This is a genomic window from Rhodococcus sp. SG20037, assembly GCF_031763325.1.
Taxonomy (GTDB): Bacteria; Actinomycetota; Actinomycetes; order Mycobacteriales; family Mycobacteriaceae; genus Rhodococcus_F; species Rhodococcus_F qingshengii.
The window spans coordinates 5,683,658-5,700,829 of sequence record NZ_CP134497.1 but is presented as its reverse complement, the minus strand read 5'-3'; the positions used below and the strand labels follow the sequence as shown (position 1 = coordinate 5,700,829).

Genomic DNA, 17,172 nt, shown 5'->3' with positions numbered 1-17,172 from the left:
TCGTCTCAGCGACCGTCGTCCCACACGGTGTTGCCGCTTGCAGTCGTCGACGGGTAGTCCTGGACGGCGTCCCAATGCTCGACGATTTTGCCGTTCTCGTCGAATCGGAAGATGTCCATCGAGCCGCTGCCGGCCGTTCCCTCACCGGACGAAGCGAAGGTCTGAACAAAGACGAAGTCGCCCTCGGCTACCGTCCGTGGAAACTTGGTGGCCTTGTCTCCGGTAACGGGTTCGATCCCGGCCAGTGCGGTGACAAATGCGTCCTTGCCGTCAGCGAACGAGGGGTTGTGCTGGGTGTAGGTCGGACCGACCAGCTGGTCGGCAGCCTCGGCGGCTTTGCCTTCGTTGAAGGCGAGCTGCAGGAACGTCAACGCGTTGGCCGTGTTGCGCTCCAAGACTTCTGACGACTTGGACGGCGACGAGGTGGGTCCGTCGAACATCGTGTTCGGATTCGCGGACGTTTCCGGCACGTCTTGAATGGCATCCCAGTGTTCGACGATCTTGCCGTTGTCGACGCGGAAGATGTCGAATACCGCCTGGCCGCGGTCGCCGGGTGCAGACGTGGTGTGGGACTGGAGGGCAACCAGATCGCCCTCGGCGAAAACGCGAATGATCTCGGCATGCAATCCGGGTGTGGCCTCGACGTAACCGCCTATGCCGCTGACAAATCCGGCTGCCCCATCGGCGGCGGTGGGGTTGTGTTGTATGTAGACGTCGCCAAGGTACCGGTCGGCGGCTTGCTGTACCTGACGGCCGTTGAACGCCACTTCGTAGAAGTCCGTGACGACGGTCTTGTTGGATTCGAGTTGATCGCCCTGTTCGGCAACAACGCTCGTGGACGTCGTAGAACTGCTGGGCGTTGCGGATTCCGCGTCGTTGGAGCACGCGGTGAGCAGGAGTGCGGCGGCAGCGGGAACAGTGATCCAGGCTGCGCGCCTACGGAGGTTGCTCATGTTCAGTGTGCGACGGTGAAACGCTGGCGACGGTGGGCCGGAGTCTCGATCTCGTCGACAAAAGCATGGGCGTAGTCTTCGCCCGCGATGGCGGAGTTGCCCTCGGTGTCCGTCAGGAGAATGTCGCCACCCAACTGGAACGATCCCTTCGGGGCGACGCCGGCATGGGCACCGAACGCTGCGGCCGGGCTCACGTAGAACCAGTCGACATTGCTGTCGGTCGCGCGGAGCGCATCGAGGACGTCGGCGTGAGCGAGTGCCTCACCCTTGTATGCGTCCGGGAAGTCGGGGGTGTCGACGACGCGTGGCCCACCCTCGGAGACCAACAGGCTGCCGGCGCCACCGACTACGGCAATGCGAGCACCGTTGCGTGCGGCGGCATCTGCGAGGGGAGTGACGGCGTCGAGCAGGCGCTTGCCGTCGATCTCGCGAGCGGGGATGGCAACGACAACGACGTCGTTGTCTGCCGTGACCTGCTCCACGATCGTGTTGTCGTGAACAGAACCCTGCACGACATTCGTGTCGGTTCCGGACTGCGCGCTGCGAGCGACGACGGTTACCTCGTGGCCGCGTGAAGCGGCTTCTTTCGCGATTGCGCTTCCTGCAAAACCGTTTCCACCGAATACTGCGATCTTCGACATGGGGTGTGCCTTTCCTTGATGTCGTCGTTGTGCTTGTAGTAGTAAATTTATTCACCCCGAGGTGCATTGTCTCGGTCAGATGCGGGCATTCCTTGGTGAAAAACAGACATCATGATGACGATGGGCCGACTGCTTCGGGTCGACGTTGCGAACCGTAGGGTTGGTACATGACTCTCACCGCCGACAACAATGCAGGTCCAGTGGCAATCGAGCGCTCGGACGTCGAAGCTGCGCGGACTCGTATCGCAGGACTGGCGCGGCGTACTCCGATCTTTCGCTCTGCGCTACCGACGCCACAGGGTGAGGTACCGGTTCTGTTCAAGCTCGAGTACCTCCAGCACGGCGGTTCCTTCAAAGTGCGCGGCAGTCTCAATGCAGTGGAACGAGCGGTCGCCGACGGCACCATGCCCGATGCCGGCGTGGTGATCGCGTCTGGCGGCAACGCTGCAATCGGGGCCGCGTGGGCAGCGCGGCGACAGGGACTCACCTGCACAGTGGTGGTGCCGGAGACAGCGCCTGATGCCAAGGTGAAGGCTCTCGGAGAGTTGGGTGCAACCGTTCACAAGGTAGGCGACCGGTATGCACTCGCTGCTGCCGCTGCGGCGGACATCGCACGCACCAGCGGTGCGCTCGAACTGCACGCCTACGACCTGCCCGACATCGTCAGTGGGGCCGGCACCATCGCTCTCGAGCTCGAAGACGACGCATCCGGACCGATCACGTATTGCGTTGCAGTCGGCGGCGGCGGATTGGTCTCTGGAATCGTCGCGGCGGCTCGTCCCGAAGATCACGTGGTAGCCGTCGAGCCGACCGGGGCTGCCACCTTGCGCACCTCGCTCGATGCGGGGCGTCCGGTGGATATCGAAGTAAACAGTATCGCCGGAGACTCGTTGGGGGCTACACGAATTGGTGCCATCGCCTGGGAGACACTGCATGAGAGTTCGGTAGACAGTGTTGTGGTCGAAGATGATTCGATCCGACAGGCGCGGGCATTCCTGTGGCGGGAGTTCCGGATTCTGGTGGAGTTGGGAACCGCAGCAGCATTGGCTCCGGTTCTGAACGGAACGGTGTCGCCGCCGTCCGACGGTGAACTGTGCGTGGTTTTATGCGGAGCCAACACACATCCGACCGACCTGTAATTTCAGCGTATTTGTTTGCCTGCGTGTGAGAAAGTCGCAGGTGGGTACCTCTCGCAGTATGAGTACCAGCAGCATTATCTGGATAATTGTTGCCGTGGTCGTGGTGATAGCGATCGTGGCCGCACTCCTGTGGGTGGCGCGAAACAGGCGTGACGAGCGTCGTCACATCGAGGCAGAACAGATCCGCGAAGACGTCGCAGACAAGTCACTGCAAGTAGGCGAGCGCGAGGCGCGGGCAGAAGAGACAGCAGCCAAAGCGCGCATGGTGCAGGCAGAGGCCGACGCCAAAGCGGCGGAAGCGTCTGCGCTGCAACATCATGCAGCGCAGCATCGGAAAGAGGCGACGAGTTCTCGCGAGGAACTGAACCAGCAACGAGATCATGCAGACACGATCGACCCCAAGGTTCCCAACCCCGAAGAACCGCGGTCGACGCCGGATCAGAACCCTCGAAACCCTTGATCTCGAAACACTTGATGCAGGCGTTCGAGGGAAGCGTCTGCCCGTATATGGTTCGACGATCATGATGAATAAAGAATCGTCACCGCACGACCAGAAGAGCGTCGCGTCCACGGCGGCTGACGTCGCACAGAACAATGTCTTCGAGCGCTTTGCCCGTGCCGGATTCGTCGTCAGCGGTGTGGTTCATCTGCTGATCGGATATATCGCGATCCGCCTTGCTCTCGGTGGATCCGGGTCTGCGGACCAATCGGGTGCGATGGCCGAGTTGGCAGGAAAGCCAGGGGGTGTCTTCGCTCTGTGGGTCGGCGTCGTGGCCTTCCTTGCCATGGCGTTGTGGAGATTGGCCGAAGCTGCGTTGGGAAGCTCGTCGTCGCCGTCCTCTGACGACAAGAAGAAAGAGTTCTTCAACCGCGCAAAGGCTCTGGGCATTTCGCTCGTCTATTTCGGTTTTGCTTTCACTGCATTCGGATTCGCCCGCGGTAGCGGGAAGTCCAGCAGCGGTCAGAGTGCGGGGATCACGGCGCGTTTGATGGAGAACACGCTTGGAACTATCGCATTGGTGATCGGCGGGATCGCGATCATCGCCGTTGGTGTGTACCACGTGTACAAGGGCGCGAGCCAGAACTTCCTCGATGATCTGAAAGGCACACCCAGCAACTTCGTGCGCCGACTCGGAACCGTCGGGTACGTCGCCAAGGGCTTGGCCATCGCTGCAGTCGGCATTCTGGTTCTTCTTGCGGTCAACAGTTCCGAACCCGGCAAGTCCTCCGGACTCGACGGAGCGTTCAAGACGCTGGGCGCGCAGCCGTACGGAGTGGCGCTGCTGATCCTTGCCGGATTGGGCATCATCACCTACGGGCTCTACTGCTTCGTGATGGCGCGCTCGACGAAGATGTAGCGCCTGTAGGCAAGTGGGCCTATCCGAATGACCCGGTCTGGAAGCCGACGTCGCTGCCCGACGAACTTCCCGTCGAGCTACCGAATATGGGTCGTCTCGGAACCAGATCATGCATCAGGTTCACGGCTGCAGGGTCGATCATCGCCGCATTTCCACCGTTCGCCAGAATCGTGATCGACCAGCCGCTGTCGGGAACCAGCAGGGTGATGCAGTTGGATCCCGAGCTGTCTCCGTTTTTCTTGGCGAACCGTTGTGGGAAGTTCGGCGTCGGGGGTTGGAGCTGCCACGCCATTCCCATTCCGAATGCAGGATTCTCCGGAGCTTGCGTGTCGATCTGCTCGAGCATCGAGGTCAGGACTGGTTTGAGCGGGTTGTTTCCGTAGCCGAGAGTTGTTGCAGCCCAAATCGACATGTCCTCGGCGGTGCTGACCAGCCCACCCCCTCCTGCGATCGCACCCGTGTTGTTCCACAGAGGCGCTCGTGTGCCGTCGAGGTGGTACGGAACGGCAAGGTCGGTTGCTTTGGTCTCGATCACGGTACCCATCATCCCGAGCGGGTCGGTGATTTCGCGGGGGACTGCCGCCGCGAATGGTGGCTTCTCTTGTCCCGGAATGATTTTGTCGGCCATCAGTGTGCCGAGCAGTCCGAACCCGAAGTCCGAGTACAGCCAGTGGCTACCGGGGGCGAACTCCAAGGCGCCGGCGTCTTGGAGTCCTTTCCAGAGCATATTTCTGGTGTACTTCGCCTTCTCGTCCGTGCACGATCGTGTGGGATCGGCACACCCCGCCGAAAGATTGGGCGGGTCGTCGCTCAGGCCGGAACGGTGGGTGACCAGTTGGCGAAGCGTGATCTCCTCGCCGCCGATGCCTTTCGGCAGCGGGTTGCCATCCGAATACTTGCTCGCCAGGTCGTCCAATCCGACTTCTCCCCGAGCGATCAGTTTCGCCAGTAGTGCAGCGGTGAAGGTCTTGGTCTCCGAGGCGATCTCGAATTGCGTTCGTGGAGTGACTCTCACGCCGTTTTCGACGTCGGCCTGGCCGTAGTGGTACGTAGTGGCGACACTCGCCTTGCGGTTCTTCTCATCCGGTTTGACGATGGCGAAGGCAAGACCGGGGACTCCGCTGTTCAGCAGTGTCTCTGCGACGCGCTGTACCGCTTGGGCTTCCGCAGGATCGCCGACCCGCGAACCTGGATTGGGTGCAGTGGGGCCGGCGGCGCCGGCGGTCGAGGAGGTCGCGAGGGTTATGACCGCGGTTGCCGCCAGCCCTGCAACGCTGATGAACTGTCGTCGTGACGTCCGGGCGGACCCTCGATCCTGGTTATCCATTGTTTGCACATTACAACCAAAGTCGACTGGTTTGACTGTTTTGTCGGAATTGCCAAGGTGTGGTCCTTAGAGGACAGTGTCGCTAGATCACTCCGCCGTTGACGTAGATGACCTGGCCATTGACCCAACGAGCTGGGCCGGCGAGAAACGCGACAGCCTCCGCGATGTCCGCCGGTGTGCCGAGGCGTTCCAGGGGAGCCAGCTTGGACAGGTTCTCCACTGTAGCTTCGTCTTTCCCGTCAAGGAATAGATCGGTGGCCGTGGGGCCTGGGGCTACGGCGTTGACCGTGATATCGCGTCCCCGTAGCTCTTTCGCGAGAACCAGAGTGATCGCGTCGACAGCACCTTTGGTGGCGGCGTACGCGGCATAAGTCGGAAACGCCAGCTTCTTCACGGAGGTGGAGAAATTGATGATCGCACCACCGCGCCGGACACGTCTGGCTGCCTGCTGGTCGACCACGAAGGTCCCTCGGACGTTGGTCCGATGCATCCGATCGAAATCGTCGAAGTTCAGTTCTGCGACGGTGGAGAGAATCATGATTCCGGCTGCATGGACGACGACGTCGATGCCCCCGAACTCCTCCTCGACCGTATCGAACAGTGCGGCGACTTCACCTTCGTCGGCGACGTCCGCATGCACCGCTATGGCGCGACCGCCCGCAGCGACGATGGCGTCAGCTGTTTCCTGGGCGCGTTGAATGTTTCCTGAATAGTGCACGGCGACAGCCATTCCGTCGGCGGCGAGCTTCTCGGCAGTCGCTCGCCCGATGCCGCCGGAAGCTCCAGTGACGATGGCGACGCGGGTGGTGGTGTCAGTCATGATGTAACTCCTGAACTGGTTTCGGTTGCATCGGACAGCTTGCGAAGCCACTCTCGTAGTAGGCCGACTTCGTTGGCGGAGAGAGAAGTTGAATCTGCGGCGGCCAGTTGGGCGTCGAGAGTAGATGCAACTCTGTTGAGTGAGGTTTCCGGGTGGGCGCCGGATTCGTCGATGATGGACGCGAAGATTCCGTCGCGAACTCGCTGTGACAGCGTCGGATCGGGGTACTGTTCCGGCCTGACGACGAGCATCAGAGCGACGCCCGCATTGGCGGACATCACCATCTGCGTAGCCACGTCGACCGATACGGTCAGAACACCTGCCGCAGCGCATCGTTCGAGAACGGATCGAAGTAGCGCCTGAGCCTGCAAGGCAGTGTCGGCGCTCTGGGGGGAAGGTGAGTGCATCAAGCGGTAGTGAGCGGGATGCGCGAGCGCGAAGGCGGTGTGCGCATCCCAGCCGGCCCGTAGATCGGCAACGGGGTCATCGGAAGGTGTCGCAGCCCGTTTGCCTTCGAGGTATTCGAAGAAGCCCGCCTCGACGACGGCTGCGAGCAGTCCGTCCTTGTCGCCGAACTGACGGTAGAGCGCGGGGGCGCCGACGCCGGCCATCTCGCACACGGCGCGGGTGGATATGTCGCCGTTGGGGGAGGTGTTCAGCAGCTCGGTTGCCGCGGCCAGAATCTTTGCTCTCGAGCTCATAAAAACAACGCTAACACAACTATGTAATCGTTGCTATCGCCGGTTTGGTCGTGCGAACGAACTACAGACACAGGCGCCAGAACTTGATCAGATGAGTGAGCCGGTCCGGCCACGGTTCTGTGTGGAGTGACGGCTAGAGCCGTTCTGTTCTCACACTCTGAACGAAGGAATCCTGGTGATCGACTCGGAAACTACTGTTGCGCAGAATAATTCGCATTTCGGTTATCTGGGGTGGATTCTGCGGGTCATCAGTGTCGTGGCGTGCGTTGCGGTTGCAACGGTCGTTGTCTCGCTGACGCTCGGGCCGCCATTCGCGCGGGCCTGGGCACAGTGGGTTGCTCGTCATCTAGGTGGGGACTTCGAGACGGGAGTCGTTGTCGGATTTGTGACTGGGCTTCTAGGCGCCGCTGTGACTTTGTTTGCAGCGCTGATGAGTTCGTTGGCGTGGCGGCGTCGCGGTGGCCCGGCATTGTCGCTTGGTGTCGGTGCCATTGCCATGCTTGCCGTTATTCCTGGCGCAGTGAATTTGAGTATCGCGGTCGGTGCAGCAGGATCCGGTGTGAGGGCGGCGGGGAGGATCCTCGACGTCGACGGGCCGGCGTTTCGTGGAGCCTGGATAGCCGGATCTGTGGCGGGGCTGTTGCTGTATATGGCCGCGGCGCTGCTGTTAGGGAGGAGCCTTCGTTCGACGTTCGGGCCTGTCAGGCAGGTGGCGGCACCGCTCCCTGGGGTGGTCGGCTACACCGCCGATGGCCGACCCGTTTTTGCACAAGTGGGCTTCACATCGGACGGGATTCCGGTACTCGCAGATCAACTTGAAGCGCGTTATCCAGCGCGACCAGCGGTCGGCACGAATGCCTTGGCCATCGTCGCACTTGTACTTGGAATCTTCGGTGGAGTTCTTGCTATTCCAGTGGGCCATGTGTCGTTGAACCAGATTCGCCGTTCCGGCGAAAGTGGGCGAGGATTGGCAGTGGCCGGACTCGTTCTCGGTTATCTGTCGCTGGTCGTCGTCGTAGGTGTCGTATTCGTGGCTGTGTCCGCGGCCTATCGATAATTTGGGTCGCGCGTCAGAGTTGGGTGGGCTGGAGTGGCTCGATGTCGAAGGTGCGAGGTCCGAACAGGCCCATAGCCCGGGTGCGAATGGACGGTACTGCTTCGTGGATGCTCCCGCCGAGGCGGTGGAGAGAGTTGAACCAGCGTGATTCCCAAACCGGAAACTCTCCGTCGGTGTCGCGTGATGCTGTGTCCCACAGGAGGGCGTCACCGTTTTCGCTCCATCCGAAAACCTGCAGCGAGTCGGGGAGTGACCAATCGCCGTCGGGTTCGATCATCCAATCGAACTCGTCATCCTGTCCTTCTCTGTAGACCGAATGAAGATGGGCGGTGAGGTTGCGGGCGCGCCCTTGCCAGCCGTCGGCAAATCCGGGAAGGACGGGCGGATAGATGAGCCAGAGTCCGAAGGTCCGCGCCCAACCTGCGTGCCTGATGAATGCGCGATATGAATCGGGGAAGCCCTGCCGGTCGGGAAATCGATAGGAATCCATAAGGGCAAAATCGATATGCGCGAGCGTCGGTCGGCCGTCTACCGTCAGCGCGTTGGTTCCCTGTGCAAACACACCCTCAACGCTAGCAATAGGGGATACCGTGCCGCCCTTTCCGGTTATCGAAGCACGCCGGAATGGGTCACCGAGGCGTTTGCTCGGTGACCTCCGGGTTCAGAGTCGTGTGGTGGAGCGGCGGGGTTTCCGGTCGGGGTCGATGCCCGGTGGTGGGATGAACCAGGGCAGGTGATCGGTGCCCATTCGGATTTCCCATTTGCCGGTGAATCCGGGTTTTCGGTGCATCAGGGTGTGGTGGGTTCGGCAGAGCAGGACCAGGTTGTCCATGACGGTTGGTCCTCCTTTGGCCCAGTGTTTGATGTGGTGGGCGTCGGTCCAGGCGGGGACGCAGTCGCAGCCGGGGAAGGCGCATCCTTTGTCTCGGGCGATCAGTGCGGTTCGTTGTGCTGCGGTGACAAGCCTTTTGAGTGGGGTGACGTCGAGTGGGGCGCCGTTTTCGTCGAGGAGGACGCTGGAGAGCATGCAGTCGCAGGCGATCATGCGGGTGCGGCCGACGCTCAGTGGTCCCATCCAGGGCATGTGGCCGACATCGAGATCTTGTTTGTCGAGATCGTGGAAGTCGAGATCGAGCATGCCGGGATCGTCGTCCTCGGAGGGGACAGGTGTTGAGCCATCACTCGTTGTGGCGCATTCACGGTGGTAGGCCAGGTCTTTGGCGTTGATGTGCACGTTCAGGTGTGGGCGTTGGCCGCCGTCGATGCCGGTGGCAGCGTTGTCGAGGTAGCGTCGGATGAGTTCTGCCATGGCGTCTGCGTTGCGTGTGGCGGCGGGTCGTTTGTCGGGTGTGCCGTCTTCGGCGGGGGTGGGCATGGAGAGGTTGGAGAGGGCGGAGAGAAGCATTTCGCCGGTCACTCCGTCGAAATCGCCTCGGACGGCGACTCTTCCGTTGAGGGTGGGGGAGATGCGCAGTTCGTTGCGGTCGGTGTCTTCGCTTGGTGGTGGGTCGTCGGATTCGAACATGTGCTCGAGGACGCTGATGGCGTAGCGCAGTTTGACGGTGGTTGCTTCGGTTCCGGATGCTGCGGCGAGGAGTGTGTCGCGGCAGTACGGTAGTGCGGCGTCGGGCATTGCCTTGGGTGGGGATTCGCAGAACGCCACGATCAGTGCTGCGTGCTCGAAAGTGAGGTCACCGGCATCGAATTGGTCTTCGATCTCGGGAAACGACCGTAGCGCTTTGCCCAGGGCTGCGATTCTTCTGCCGGTGGAGATCTGCAGCATGGTGTGGTTCGCGAGCCATTGTCCGGTGCCGCGGTAGCAGAGTACTTGTTCGTCCGGGTTCAACGTCAGGGTGTCGACAGCGGCCACTCGAATGGCTTCCAGGCGAAGGATTTCCGCTGACGCGGTGATGGCGATCTCGCGGACGTCGCTGGGGTGAAGCCGCCACAATCGTCCGCGCACACCCACGGCGGAGTTGTTGACCACGTCGGTGACGGCATCGTCGGTGATGTTGATCGTCATGAGAACCCCCCGTTTCACCTCCCATCATACTCGAACATACTTTCGAGTCAAGGGCTTTTTCGAGAAGGTGAGGTGGGCCCGGCCGTCGTGATTCTGTTGTTCGAGAACAGGTTCCGTCATTACTCGACTCGTTGAAGGAAGGGGTGAGGCCAGGCGCCGAGTGCGAGAACGGCGAGGATCGTCTGGACTAGTCCGGTGGTGAAGAAGATGCCCTGCAGCGGCGACCAGGCGAGAACGATGGCGATCTCGACGAAGATCCAGATCATCATGGTCAGGCCGGCGGCCGCGTGCAGGCCCCACGTCAGACGGAACCTGTTGTGCTGAGCGAAGAGCGCGGCGGCCTGGATGCCTCCGACGACAACGCCGAGGAGGATTCCGGGCCAGAAATATGAAGGGAAGACGGTTCCCTCGATCCACTCAGGAGGCAGGCCCATCCCGCCGCCGATCGTCAGGCCCGCCATTCCTACGAGCGCAGAGAGCAGGTTTAGCCACGCGATGGCGGACAGACCGATCCGGAGACCCCGTGGAGGGAGCGATGTGGACGTCATGCCTGACAACGATAGAGAGGGTCAGTCGAGCCCGTCCATGTTCCTGCGCGTTGCCGCGCTGGCAGCGTCGGCATCACCCGCGACGATGGCTTCTACTAGATCTCGGTGGGCAGCGGCTTCGTCGTCGATCGATTCGGGGTCTCGCGCCGCGACGTCGGTGATCACGTCCAGGGCCGAGTTGCGGAGCGTTTCGATGAATGAATCGAACACCATCGACAACACGCTGTTGTGCGCAGCATTCACCACGGCGCGATGTAGTTCCATGTCAGCGTCGACAAATTCTGTTGGTGTCGAGGCATTTTCACGGGCTTCGAGTGCTGCCTGTAACAGATCGACGTCGGCCGAAGTTCGGCGCATGGCAGCCAGGCGGCCCGCTTCCACTTCCAGGAGTCTGCGTACTTCGTAGACTTCGCGGCGGTCCGAGCGTTTGAGTTCTCGCTCGAGTTCTGTGACCGGTGTCGAGGACATGACGTAGGTGCCGGACCCTTGATGCGAGTAGAGCTGGCCCGACGCAATCAGTGCGCGAACGGCCTCTCTGCCGGTCGAACGCCCGACTCCGAGGAGTGTGCTCAGATCCTGTTCGTTCGGGATTTTGGTCCCGACCGGCCACTCGCCGTCGCCGATGAGGCGCGCAAGTTCGTCCGCGGCTTTCTGTACCAGCGACTGCTGCTTGATCTGGCGCACTGCCATGTGACTGCTCCTGACTGACTCGGTGAACCGCAATGGAGCGGCTCACCGAGTAATACTTCATGTCCTCCGATGAATCTTCAGACTACGGGGCCGTCTTATGGTTTATCGAAGGGCGATGACGTCCAGTTCGCGCTCCGTCTCGTCTTCCGGGTCGAGGCGTCGATCGCGCAAGGTGAATGCGATGACGGCGCCGACGAACAGCACTGCAGTTGTCGCCCCGATCGCCATGCGCGGTCCGAAGTGATCTGCCAGGTAGCCGAACAGCGGAGATGCGATGCCCCCCACGGACATCGCGAGTCCGAGCGTCACCCCACTTGCTGTGCCGGGGCGATTCGGTAGGTAGTCCTGCGCCAATGTCACCTGTGGCGCGAAGGGCAGGAACATAGCAAATCCGAGACAGACGATTCCCAATTCGGCAACTGCTACGTGCGGGGCGGCAGCGAGCAGTGCCAGTGAAGGTACCGCAAGCAGGTAGCCGAGTCGGATGGATGCGCGTCGACCACGACGGTCCGCGAGGACTCCTCCCAGTAGCGTTCCGGCCGCTCCTGCCAATGTGAAGGAGGACAACACGATTGCAGCGCTCGAGGACGATCCGTTCAGTGCGTTGAGCACGAACGGTGAGACCAACGACAGAGTGGTCACGTACGGAATTGACCAACAGACCGTTACCAGCACGAGTCGTGTGAACGAGCGCCAATCGTCTGACACGGGACCGTTCGCTGCCAGTTGCGCACTCAACGACTGGGCTGACTCGGCCGCACCCGTGTTGGCCGATCGCGACTGGGCGACCATCCACCAAATAGCCGCCACCACTGCAGGAACTGCGAGTAGATAGCCGCCGGACAAACCGAGTGAGCCAACCACGAGCGTGACAAACGGTGGCGCCAGCGAGGCGCCCAACGTACCGCCCACGGAGAACACGCTCATGGCTTTCTGTGAATGACCTCCAGCCGCGCGTGCCAAATTTGTGGCGGGAGGATGGTATGCGGCGATGCCGATGCCGGCCACGGCAATTGCCAGCCAAGTGACGATGTAGGTGGTGCTCATCGCTGCCACGACAATGCCTGCTGCGGCCGTCACAAAACCTGTGGGTACCAGCCAGTTTCGGCTCTTTCGATCGACCAGCATGCCGAATGCAGGTTGCACGACACTGGATAGTCCGGTCGCGGCGAGCGTGATTCCGGCGACCGCGGAATAGGAATATCCGCGTTCGAGCATCATGAACGGCAACAGCGCAGGCACAGCCCCCTGGTACAGATCGTTCACGACGTGTGTGCCGGTGAGAAATGCAACTTGCCCCTTCTTCATCTCCTTGGGCATCCCTTCGTTCAGGTCTTCAAGTCCTCAGGTCCTCTGAGGACTTGAAAGCTATCACGAACCCGCGGGCGCACGGTTGCGTTGGAGACCTGGATCTCATTCGAGACGACTGACTAACTCTCAGCAGTCGCGGCGTTGCGGGCGGCGAGTTGCGCGAAAGCGTGGGTAAGTTCTGGCGGGCCGACGACATCGATGTCGGTGTCGAATTGGTTGAAGGAGGCTGCCAGCGCCGTCCAAGACCATGATCCGGCTTCGAGACTGCACTGCTCGGGGCCAAGATCTTCGACGATGCCGTCCCCGACAAAGGGAAGAACATAACTGGCTGGTCGATGGAGAACGACCTTGCCGTGGCACGGCCAATTGTTGATATGTTCCGATCCTTTGAAGCGCGCGGACACGTATTCGCTGACGTCGCCGCCGGGGATTTCCTTCGGCGTGAACCGGGGACCGTTCGGGGTGCGTGGGGTGATGCGATCGGCGCGGAAGATTCGCCAGTCGTCTCGCGCGAGATCCCACGCGACGAGGTACCAGCGACGCTTGGAGGTCACCAGATGATGCGGCTCCACTCGGCGCGGGGGTGTTATTTCGCTGTTGTCGGTTGAGTGGTCGTTCGAGTAATCGAAGCGGAACACCTCGCGAGCGCGGACTGCAGCGGAAATCGCTACGAGCACCTCTGGGGACACGGAGTCTGCGTCGCCGGAACCGGCCGAAATCGTGGTGAACGTGAGCGCGTCGAGGCGATGGCGCAGACGCGACGGCATCACTTGCCGCACAGTGGTCAACGCTCGAACCGCATCCTCTTCGATACCGACGCCGGTCAGCGTCGCCGCCTGCAGCGCAACTGCCAGTGCGATGACCTGATCGTCGTCGAACAGCAGGGGTGGCAGCTCGCTGCCGGCGTCGAGTCGGTATCCGCCGTCCGGGCCCATGGTCGCCGCAATGCGGTAACCCATCTCCCTGAGCCGGTCGATATCGCGGCGGACCGTGCGATGGCTGATGTCGAGCCGCTCGGCGAGTAGAGCGCCCGGCCAGTCGCGTCTCGTCTGCAAGAGGGACAGCAGATTCAAGAGTCGAGTGGTGGTCGCCATGCGGTGAGACTACGACGAGTCTAGGACGAAAACAGTCCTATACGGCTGTGAGAGTCGACGTTGTCAGGGAAAACCCGAGCGACGTTCGTACCAGGAGCAGACATGAGCATCAAGACAACGACCCACCTCAACTTCCGCGGAGACGCCCGCGAGGCTCTGGAGTTCTACCAGTCCGTCTTCGGTGGCCAGGTCACGATCGCAACCTACGGCGACTTCGGGATGCCCAAGGAGGTGCCCGGCGCTGAGAACGTCGTGTTCGGCCAGGTGGAGACAGAGGACGGCTTCTGTGTGATGGCATACGACATCCCTGGACAGTCGGGCGGCTCGGCCGGCAACGCAGGCTCGACACACCGCGAGAACGGCACCACGATCACTGACCAACCGTTCTTCGTCTCGGTTCGCGGTGAAACCCTCGAAGAGGTGCAGAACTACTGGGCCAAACTCTCTGCTGGTGCATCGATCATCGAGGGTCTTGCCGCCGCGGCGTGGAGCCCCGGTTTCGGCATGCTCACCGATGCGTTCGGGGTGACGTGGATCCTCGACGTCGCTGCCGGCGAAAACCCGGCCTGATCATTCAGACGACAAAGCCGCTGGCACCAAAAGGTGTCCAGCGGCTCCGGCGCGTCGGTGCCCGTCTTGCGCCTCTCGGCAAGTGGCCACTCGAAGTGGCAATTCTGGGGTGGTACCCGGGGCAAAGAACCGAACACCGACACCATCTCCAACGAACCTCCACACGGAGTTATTCCATGCTGACTTGTGCCGCGGTCAATCGTGGTCCTGCTCATCGCTCAGCTCCAGCAGAGCTGGCGACAACGGCTTCGATTCTCTGAGGTGCGCGTCGTAGCACCTCGGGGATTGCCTGGGTATGAGATTCCCTGGTCAGTAGGCGAAGCACGAGAACGGCTCAGGCCCTCATCTCGGTGTGAGATGGGGGCCTGAGGTGAGGATCTGAATCAGCCGGTGACACCGGTCAATTCGTTGGGGGCGTGATCGAGAGTGGTCTCGGTCAGGATGCTGCCGTCCTCGAGGTCGACTGCGATCAGCTTCTTCGACGCTGGGTCGGTGACGTAAGCGGTGTGATCTTCTACGAAGAGCGCGGGCCTGGGCTCTTGCCATTTGGTGGGCTCGGTCCATGCGTCTATGACGGCGATCTTCTTGGTGACGACGCCGGTGTTCGGGTCGATGACGTGGATGGCGCCGTCGGTGCCGAGCACCAGTGCCTCTCCGTGTGGTCCGCGGCCGAGTGAGCGGAAGGTGTAGCTGGTGCCGAGGTCGACGAGCTTAAGTTCGGACGTCGTCGTGTTGGTCAGCGAGACCCGTTGCGGACGTTCGAGTTCGGCGTCCTTGTCGGTCTTGTAATCACCCAGCACGATGTCCGACTCCTCCGAGCCTGCCTGATTTCCGATGCGGCCGTATGCATCCGGACTCTGGACCTTGGTGATCGCTCCGTTCTTGTACACGAGCAACCCGTCCTGGCAGCCCAGCACGATGGCGTCGCCGGCAGCGACTGCTTCGCCGTGGACACCGGGGCACTGTTCGTTGCGCAGGATTTCCTTGCGGTCGGCATCGAGGATGGCAATGCCGTTGCGGGACTCCGAATTTCCGATGGTCGTCAACAGGCTGCCGTCGGCAAGTGCGACCGCAACGCCGTGATGGGGTTCTGGCGTGGTGTACGTCTCGACGCGGGGTTGGCGTTTTGCCAACTGCGCCGGATCGAAGATCTCGACGAGTCCCGAGCCGTCGTTGAAGAGGACCGTCTTTCCGGCATGGCGTACGACGTGTCCGGGCTCGTTGGCTGCGAACTCGACCTCGGACATCGCGGGATCGGCTGTGTAGTAATGAGAATGATCACCGTGAGCCGAAGACCACGTGCCGGTGTCGAGCACCTTGAATGCTTCGCCGGCAGAGATCATGACGTGGCGACCGTCGCCGGCCGGGTTGAGTCGGGTGAAGCCGTCGATCTCGGTCTCGCCGACCACGTCGAGGGAAGTTGCATCCAGCACCAGGACGCCGCCGTCGTACGACACGGCGAGACGTGGTGTTGCCGAGGCCTGTTCGGTTGGTGCGGCCGACGTCGTGGTCGTGGTTTCGGACTGGGCGGAGTCCTTGTTGTCGGACGAGCAACCCGTAACGAGGGCGAGTGAGAGGCCTACTGATGTGGCAAGGGTGAGGCGCCGCGACATGCGGGTGTTGAGGTGCATGGGTATAGATCTACTGCTTAATGTAAATGATTGTCAAAGTCGAGTATGCGAATATTCGCATGTCAGGTGTAGTCGGCTCGCTCGAGCATGCGCGAGGCGATGACCCCGAAGACGAGTCCCCAGAAAGCGGCTCCGATATTGAGTAGTTCGATGTCGGAGATCGTCACGAGGAACGCGATCAAAGCGCCGAAGGTGAATTTCCCGCCGAATGCGGTCACGAAGGCTCCCTGTAAGGCCTTGAGCATGGCCAGACCACCCAGAGTGACGATGAATGCCGTCGGAGTTCCCAACATCATCGCGACGAAAGTCGGGGCGAACAGTCCGAAGACGACGGCGAGTAAGCCGCAGAAGATTCCGGCGGTGTATTGGCGTGTCCGCTCTCCCGACGCCGTGAGCAATGCGTTCGTCGGCCCGGTAAGGCACGTCGAGACACAACCCACCGCCGCGTTCACGAGAGAGAACACACCGCAGGCAACCGTTGCTGCCCCGATCGGCGGTTGATGACCCGCTGCGCGGAGGACTGCGATTCCTTGGCCGTTCTGCACGACGACGACTGTGATCGCCAGCGGTACAACCAGTTCGATCATCGCCTGCCAAGACCAGGTTGGCGTGGTCAGCATCGGATGCGCCAGCCACTCGTGCGCGTCGCCGGCGGAGTTGAATCTTCCGGCCGCGAGTATCACAACCACGCCGACGATCAACGCGCCGAGAACGGGCGGAACGAATCTTCCCAGCTTGGCGAACACGCTCAGAGCGACAAAGGTGGCGATCATCGGCAGGGCAATCACCGCGTCGTGGGCAGGCGCTTCGACCAAATCCGTTCCGAAATGAAGGAAAACGCCTGCCACCATTGCCATTACGATGGGCAAGGGTAATGCGGCCATGATCGGTGTGACCCACCCTGTCAATCCCAACAGCAAGATCAGGGCGCCGGTCGCGAAGAACGCTCCGAGCACTTGCTCCCACGGCAGATGCTCCAACGACGCTCCGACGACAACGGTTCCGGGAATCGTCCAGAAGAAGGCCAGCGGCTGCCGGTACAGCCAGGAAGCCGTGATGGTGAGAATTCCGTTGACGAAGAAGGCACCGAAAAGCCAAGAGGCCAATTGAGCTTGACTCAGTCCACCCGCCAACCCCGCAGCGAGAATGACCGCCACCGGCCCGGTGGCCGAGAAGACGATGCCGATGATTCCGTTGGCAATGGACGTTCCGCCGAAGTCGCGCAAGACCCGCTTCGGGCCGTAGAGCGGTTGGGGGAGTGGCTCGGTGACGACGCGAACGGGCGCGGTCGTCGTAGTGTCCGGCATGT

The 17,172-nt window shown here is 61.6% G+C and carries 18 protein-coding genes; 5 read left to right on the top strand and 13 right to left on the bottom strand.

The window, feature by feature from the left end:
- Positions 1-5: 5 nt before the first annotated feature.
- The gene (locus tag RHP72_RS26330) at positions 6-953 is read right to left on the bottom strand and encodes a nuclear transport factor 2 family protein (RefSeq protein WP_063315574.1); all 948 of its coding nucleotides are present in this window, start codon (positions 951-953) and stop codon (positions 6-8) included.
- 2 nt (positions 954-955) lie between these two features.
- Positions 956-1,594 carry an NAD(P)H-binding protein gene (locus RHP72_RS26325; RefSeq protein ID WP_311094010.1) on the bottom strand — a complete coding sequence of 213 codons (639 nt, stop codon included), beginning with the start codon at positions 1,592-1,594 and terminating at the stop codon, positions 956-958.
- Between the two features lie 167 nt (positions 1,595-1,761).
- Here RHP72_RS26325 and RHP72_RS26320 point away from each other — a divergent pair, with 167 nt between their 5' ends.
- The 3 genes from RHP72_RS26320 to RHP72_RS26310 all read left to right on the top strand — a co-directional run bounded on the left by RHP72_RS26320 (position 1,762) and on the right by RHP72_RS26310 (position 4,091).
- Complete coding sequence (locus RHP72_RS26320; protein ID WP_075834625.1) at positions 1,762-2,733, top strand: serine/threonine dehydratase; 972 nt, start codon at positions 1,762-1,764, stop codon at positions 2,731-2,733.
- Positions 2,734-2,791: 58 nt separating this feature from the next.
- Positions 2,792-3,193, top strand: a complete 402-nt coding sequence (locus RHP72_RS26315) for a hypothetical protein (RefSeq protein ID WP_020971062.1) — start codon at positions 2,792-2,794, stop codon at positions 3,191-3,193.
- Between the two features lie 61 nt (positions 3,194-3,254).
- Positions 3,255-4,091 (top strand): DUF1206 domain-containing protein, encoded by an 837-nt coding sequence (locus tag RHP72_RS26310; RefSeq protein WP_003943056.1) that lies wholly within the window; start codon positions 3,255-3,257, stop codon positions 4,089-4,091.
- A gap of 19 nt (positions 4,092-4,110) precedes the next feature.
- On the opposite strand, the gene RHP72_RS26305 is transcribed toward RHP72_RS26310, so the two are convergent.
- The 3 genes from RHP72_RS26305 to RHP72_RS26295 form a co-directional block, all read right to left on the bottom strand.
- The gene (locus RHP72_RS26305) at positions 4,111-5,418 is read right to left on the bottom strand and encodes a serine hydrolase domain-containing protein (protein ID WP_311094009.1); all 1,308 of its coding nucleotides are present in this window, start codon (positions 5,416-5,418) and stop codon (positions 4,111-4,113) included.
- Positions 5,419-5,500: 82 nt separating this feature from the next.
- Positions 5,501-6,238: an SDR family oxidoreductase gene (locus RHP72_RS26300; RefSeq protein ID WP_081558526.1), complete on the bottom strand. Its 738-nt coding sequence runs from the start codon at positions 6,236-6,238 to the stop codon at positions 5,501-5,503.
- Positions 6,235-6,939, bottom strand: coding sequence for a TetR/AcrR family transcriptional regulator (locus RHP72_RS26295; protein WP_311094008.1), 705 nt, complete (start codon positions 6,937-6,939; stop codon positions 6,235-6,237). The genes RHP72_RS26300 and RHP72_RS26295 overlap by 4 nt, the downstream gene beginning before the upstream one ends.
- Before the next feature lie 175 nt (positions 6,940-7,114).
- Here RHP72_RS26295 and RHP72_RS26290 point away from each other — a divergent pair, with 175 nt between their 5' ends.
- Positions 7,115-7,996, top strand: coding sequence for a DUF4190 domain-containing protein (locus RHP72_RS26290; RefSeq protein WP_047269436.1), 882 nt, complete (start codon positions 7,115-7,117; stop codon positions 7,994-7,996).
- A 13-nt stretch (positions 7,997-8,009) separates the two neighbouring features.
- Here RHP72_RS26290 and RHP72_RS26285 read toward each other — a convergent pair whose 3' ends face one another.
- The 6 genes from RHP72_RS26285 to RHP72_RS26260 all read right to left on the bottom strand — a co-directional run bounded on the left by RHP72_RS26285 (position 8,010) and on the right by RHP72_RS26260 (position 13,662).
- Positions 8,010-8,558: a hypothetical protein gene (locus tag RHP72_RS26285; RefSeq protein ID WP_283377164.1), complete on the bottom strand. Its 549-nt coding sequence runs from the start codon at positions 8,556-8,558 to the stop codon at positions 8,010-8,012.
- Between the two features lie 99 nt (positions 8,559-8,657).
- Positions 8,658-10,019, bottom strand: a complete 1,362-nt coding sequence (locus RHP72_RS26280) for a DUF222 domain-containing protein (RefSeq protein WP_311094007.1) — start codon at positions 10,017-10,019, stop codon at positions 8,658-8,660.
- Between the two features lie 119 nt (positions 10,020-10,138).
- Complete coding sequence (locus tag RHP72_RS26275; protein WP_228401410.1) at positions 10,139-10,567, bottom strand: hypothetical protein; 429 nt, start codon at positions 10,565-10,567, stop codon at positions 10,139-10,141.
- A gap of 21 nt (positions 10,568-10,588) precedes the next feature.
- On the bottom strand, positions 10,589-11,257 hold the full coding sequence (locus RHP72_RS26270; protein WP_003939850.1) for a FadR/GntR family transcriptional regulator: 669 nt from the start codon (positions 11,255-11,257) through the stop codon (positions 10,589-10,591).
- A gap of 102 nt (positions 11,258-11,359) precedes the next feature.
- The gene (locus tag RHP72_RS26265; protein WP_042447245.1) at positions 11,360-12,565 is read right to left on the bottom strand and encodes an MFS transporter; all 1,206 of its coding nucleotides are present in this window, start codon (positions 12,563-12,565) and stop codon (positions 11,360-11,362) included.
- A gap of 122 nt (positions 12,566-12,687) precedes the next feature.
- Positions 12,688-13,662: a YafY family protein gene (locus RHP72_RS26260; RefSeq protein WP_070162549.1), complete on the bottom strand. Its 975-nt coding sequence runs from the start codon at positions 13,660-13,662 to the stop codon at positions 12,688-12,690.
- 102 nt (positions 13,663-13,764) lie between these two features.
- Here RHP72_RS26260 and RHP72_RS26255 point away from each other — a divergent pair, with 102 nt between their 5' ends.
- Complete coding sequence (locus RHP72_RS26255; RefSeq protein ID WP_063315587.1) at positions 13,765-14,232, top strand: VOC family protein; 468 nt, start codon at positions 13,765-13,767, stop codon at positions 14,230-14,232.
- Positions 14,233-14,615: 383 nt separating this feature from the next.
- Here the strand turns inward: RHP72_RS26255 and aztD are convergent, their stop codons facing one another.
- Complete coding sequence (gene aztD / locus RHP72_RS26250) at positions 14,616-15,863, bottom strand: zinc metallochaperone AztD (protein ID WP_311094006.1); 1,248 nt, start codon at positions 15,861-15,863, stop codon at positions 14,616-14,618.
- Between the two features lie 62 nt (positions 15,864-15,925).
- On the bottom strand, positions 15,926-17,170 hold the full coding sequence (locus tag RHP72_RS26245) for a benzoate/H(+) symporter BenE family transporter (protein WP_054188474.1): 1,245 nt from the start codon (positions 17,168-17,170) through the stop codon (positions 15,926-15,928).
- Between the last annotated feature and the right edge of the window lie 2 nt (positions 17,171-17,172).

What these genes read in the sequence shown, in the direction of transcription:
- RHP72_RS26330 (WP_063315574.1), bottom strand. Translation starts at nt 953, where the DNA reads ATGAGCAACCTCCGTAGGCGCGCAGCCTGGATCACTGTTCCCGCTGCC.
- RHP72_RS26325 (WP_311094010.1), bottom strand. Translation starts at nt 1,594, where the DNA reads ATGTCGAAGATCGCAGTATTCGGTGGAAACGGTTTTGCAGGAAGCGCA.
- RHP72_RS26320 (WP_075834625.1), top strand. Translation starts at nt 1,762, where the DNA reads ATGACTCTCACCGCCGACAACAATGCAGGTCCAGTGGCAATCGAGCGC.
- RHP72_RS26315 (WP_020971062.1), top strand. Translation starts at nt 2,792, where the DNA reads ATGAGTACCAGCAGCATTATCTGGATAATTGTTGCCGTGGTCGTGGTG.
- RHP72_RS26310 (WP_003943056.1), top strand. Translation starts at nt 3,255, where the DNA reads ATGATGAATAAAGAATCGTCACCGCACGACCAGAAGAGCGTCGCGTCC.
- RHP72_RS26305 (WP_311094009.1), bottom strand. Translation starts at nt 5,418, where the DNA reads ATGGATAACCAGGATCGAGGGTCCGCCCGGACGTCACGACGACAGTTC.
- RHP72_RS26300 (WP_081558526.1), bottom strand. Translation starts at nt 6,238, where the DNA reads ATGACTGACACCACCACCCGCGTCGCCATCGTCACTGGAGCTTCCGGC.
- RHP72_RS26295 (WP_311094008.1), bottom strand. Translation starts at nt 6,939, where the DNA reads ATGAGCTCGAGAGCAAAGATTCTGGCCGCGGCAACCGAGCTGCTGAAC.
- RHP72_RS26280 (WP_311094007.1), bottom strand. Translation starts at nt 10,019, where the DNA reads ATGACGATCAACATCACCGACGATGCCGTCACCGACGTGGTCAACAAC.
- RHP72_RS26275 (WP_228401410.1), bottom strand. Translation starts at nt 10,567, where the DNA reads ATGACGTCCACATCGCTCCCTCCACGGGGTCTCCGGATCGGTCTGTCC.
- RHP72_RS26270 (WP_003939850.1), bottom strand. Translation starts at nt 11,257, where the DNA reads ATGGCAGTGCGCCAGATCAAGCAGCAGTCGCTGGTACAGAAAGCCGCG.
- RHP72_RS26265 (WP_042447245.1), bottom strand. Translation starts at nt 12,565, where the DNA reads ATGAAGAAGGGGCAAGTTGCATTTCTCACCGGCACACACGTCGTGAAC.
- RHP72_RS26260 (WP_070162549.1), bottom strand. Translation starts at nt 13,662, where the DNA reads ATGGCGACCACCACTCGACTCTTGAATCTGCTGTCCCTCTTGCAGACG.
- RHP72_RS26255 (WP_063315587.1), top strand. Translation starts at nt 13,765, where the DNA reads ATGAGCATCAAGACAACGACCCACCTCAACTTCCGCGGAGACGCCCGC.
- aztD (WP_311094006.1), bottom strand. Translation starts at nt 15,863, where the DNA reads ATGCACCTCAACACCCGCATGTCGCGGCGCCTCACCCTTGCCACATCA.
- RHP72_RS26245 (WP_054188474.1), bottom strand. Translation starts at nt 17,170, where the DNA reads ATGCCGGACACTACGACGACCGCGCCCGTTCGCGTCGTCACCGAGCCA.